2 protein-coding genes are annotated in these 2,692 nt (G+C 43.8%); one reads left to right on the top strand and one right to left on the bottom strand.

From position 1 onward, the window contains the following. Positions 1-138: 138 nt before the first annotated feature. The gene (locus EWV66_RS10160) at positions 139-921 is read right to left on the bottom strand and encodes a DUF2092 domain-containing protein (protein ID WP_052276981.1); all 783 of its coding nucleotides are present in this window, start codon (positions 919-921) and stop codon (positions 139-141) included. 405 nt (positions 922-1,326) lie between these two features. On the opposite strand from EWV66_RS10160, the gene EWV66_RS10165 reads away from it, so the two are divergent. Continuing rightward, positions 1,327-2,310, top strand: coding sequence for an AraC family transcriptional regulator (locus EWV66_RS10165; protein WP_272079449.1), 984 nt, complete (start codon positions 1,327-1,329; stop codon positions 2,308-2,310). Positions 2,311-2,692: the final 382 nt, after the last annotated feature.

The raw sequence follows: 2,692 nt of genomic DNA on the forward strand, positions 1-2,692 counted from the left end.
GGACTCTGTGTAAGACAGTACATGGTTTTTTAACTGTGGTATGCGACGGTGGTGGAAGCAGAAACTTAAATCGTGAGGTTTAGGAATCGCCGCCCTAAAAGTGCGGCGAGGATGTCAACAGCGAAATCCTCCAGATATTTAAGGTTGGGGAGAGGGAGCTAAAGCCGGGGGTTCGGGACGAGCGAAAGGAATCGGTTTAGCTTGATTGCTATTAGTAAAGGTAAAGGTGTTCGGAGCGTTCGGAATATCGAGTTGCCAGTTATCAAAGGCGACCTGATGACGAAGACGGGCGGGATCGTCGCGATAGACGGCGCGGATCATGCGGGGCAGTTTATCTTCGACCCCGATCCACAATTGGGCAAAAATTTTGTTATTAGCGATCGCTATCATCTTGGTGGTGGTTCCTCCCACCACTTGCGATTGTCCGATCAAGAAGGCATAGGTCAAACCGGGGGCGATATCTTGGTAGGGATCGGCAACGATGATATCGGTAAAGGGGAAATAGATGGCGGCGGCATCGTAAGCCAATTTTAAAGCGGCATCGAGATTGTTAGGCGCTTTGGTGACAGCCACCAGATTTTCCGTTGGCAAATAGGCGGTAATAGTTTTGCCATCGTAGTAGAATTGGTTAGCCTGACCGTCTCCCGGACTAATCACCCTGAGCTTATTGGGCCGTTCCAGGGTGACATCGGCGATCGTTGTGTACACCAGAGGTGGGCCGATACGACTGGGACTCTCGTAGGTGATAGTGGCGGTAAAGGCCAGGGAACGAGCGGCACTTAAGCGATCGCTCATTTGCTTGAGAATTGCTAGGGCCTTGGGTTCAATTTTTGGGGGAGTTTCTGCTGAGACCGGGGAAACGATTCCCAGCCCAGAGGAGCTAATTAGACCCAGTAAAAGGATTTTTGGCAGAAAATTCATGGCAGCTCTGAAAATCTGGTTTTTGTTAATGTGCTTAGACTGCTCGCAAAAATAACCGAGGAATTATTAATTAAACTGGTGACTTGTTTTTTGATTGATTGATGGCTTTTACCGCTTCTCTTGCTGGAGAACCTCTATTTTATTCCTCAATTCTAAGATTTGGTTGTTTTCATCAGCAAAAGTTTATAAATTTGACCTGGGGGAAGTCAGGGCATTGTTCTGTCGAAAAAGAGTCACGAGTCGAGGTAATAGATGGTAGTTTTCACAATTTCGACATTCAATATAGCGTGTCATCAAAATTTTTCTTGCCATCTCACGCCAAAATCGCGATAATCTTCACAGTTTCCTTTCGCCGACTTGTTCTCTAATGAGATGAAATATATCCCCCTGCTTCGGGTTAATACTTTGTTACCCTTTGTTACGTTTCTTCATCGCATCGGTTCCCCCACGGAAAAATTATTAGAGGAGGTAAAATTACCCTTATTTGCGCTCGATCATCCCGAATCTTTAATCCCACGTCATCAGGCCTTCTCGTTGATCGAGAAAGCGGCGCACAGAGAAGGTATAGACAACTTAGGATTATTAGTAGGGAAGGCAACTTCGATCGCTGATTTAGGGACTTTCGGGCGAATTATTTGTCAGTCTTTGACTGTCTATGATGCTTTTAATACGGTCAAAAACATGATCACTGCTAACAATTCAGGGGAAATATTCTGGATTAAAGAACAGGAAGAAACCGCTTATTTTTGTCAGCGTTATCTCCACAATCAGGAGGTTAATTGTCATTATGCTGCCCAATTTGCTTCAAGACTGATGATCGAATTAGTTAGTATCGCCCTAGGAAAATTATGGCAGCCGCCGAAAATTTATCTTCAGGGTGAGCGGGGCTGCGACTTAAAAGATGAATCTTTAAGCAGAACTAAAATTCGTGCGGGAATGGGGTTTACTGCTATTGTTTTTCCTCGTTCTTTTCTGAGTTTACCTCTTAAATTTCCCGTAGCTTTAGATAATAAACCGAGTCAAAAAGATCGGGAAAATCTCTATTCTTCCTCCCCTGTACAGAATATAAGTGGCTCTTTAAAACAGGTGATTACTCCTCTTTTACCCAACGGTTATCCCGATATTAACTTAGCCAAAGAAATCACCGGCATGAGTGTCCGTACCCTACAAAGAAGGTTAGGAGAAGAAGGTTTAACCTATACTCAGGTAGTGGAAAAAATTCGTTTTGAGCAAGCAGTTTTGTGGCTGCAGGAACCCCAGATAAAATTAATTGATATTGCCATGGAATTAGGTTACAGTGATCCCGCCCATTTTACTCGCGCTTTTAAGCGTTGGACAGGATTATCACCTCGGGATTTTCGTCGTCAAAAATTGGCTAATTATCAATAGACCTCTAGAGGAGGGGTAAGGGGCCAGTGTTCTCGGAGTCTGGACAAGAAAACACCAAGAGATTGAACAAAATTAATTACACCTATGGAAGGGACTATTGCAAGAGTGCCTATCCTAACCAAAAAATTAAGGCTCTCTTGGTTTAGCTTGGTTAAATATGGCCTAGCATACAGTTTTTCTCAGGTGATCCCAGAAAGATTAAGGATAAACCACAGAGGCAGAAAGAACAAAGAGAGGAAGACAGATTCGAGCGGTAAAACTTATTTATCGAAAATTTGGGTTAAAACCCCGTCGTTTTACGACGGCTTTTCCTGATTTTTGATGTAGCACTTAAGAACTTCCAGTGGCGCACCTCTCAGTTATCAGTTATCAGTTATCAGTT

This window comes from Microcystis sp. M_OC_Ca_00000000_C217Col (assembly GCF_007095585.1).
GTDB lineage: Bacteria > Cyanobacteriota > Cyanobacteriia > Cyanobacteriales > Microcystaceae > Microcystis > Microcystis panniformis.

Bases quoted from the DNA above. Each gene is read 5' to 3' on its own strand.
- EWV66_RS10160 (WP_052276981.1), bottom strand. From the start codon at position 921: ATGAATTTTCTGCCAAAAATCCTTTTACTGGGTCTAATTAGCTCCTCT.